We start from the raw sequence: 476 nt of genomic DNA on the forward strand, positions 1-476 counted from the left end.
CAGATGGACCCGGTGTACACGCCGGCGCGAAAAATCCACCTGTACCACTGCGACCATCGCGGCCTGCCGCTGGCGCTCATCAGCACGGAAGGGGCAACAGCGTGGTGCGCAGAATATGATGAATGGGGCAACCTGCTGAGTGATGAGAACCCGCATCATCTGCAGCAGCTCATTCGCCTGCCGGGTCAGCAGTATGATGAGGAGTCCGGCCTGTATTACAACCGCCACCGCTATTATGACCCGCTGCAGGGGCGGTATATCACTCAGGATCCGATTGGGCTGAAGGGGGGATGGAATTTTTATCAGTATCCGTTGAATCCGGTCATAAATGTAGATCCGCAAGGTTTGGTTGATATAAATTTATACCCCGAAAGTGATCTTATCCATTCTGTAGCTGATGAGGGTGATGCTGCCAACTTACTGATTTAGTGTATGATGGTGTTTTTGAGGTGCTCCAGTGGCTTCTGTTTCTATCA

General features: G+C 51.9%; 1 protein-coding gene. It reads left to right on the forward strand.

Going from position 1 to position 476, the window contains the following annotated elements; all coding sequences use genetic code 11:
* The coding region (locus RTW80_RS27175; protein ID WP_312721200.1) for an RHS repeat-associated core domain-containing protein at window positions 1-429 on the forward strand (429 nt) is incomplete at its 5' end.
* Window positions 430-476: the final 47 nt, after the last annotated feature.

Origin of the sequence: Escherichia sp. AM3 (assembly GCF_032029835.1) — a bacterium.
Taxonomy (GTDB): domain Bacteria; phylum Pseudomonadota; class Gammaproteobacteria; order Enterobacterales; family Enterobacteriaceae; genus Escherichia; species Escherichia coli.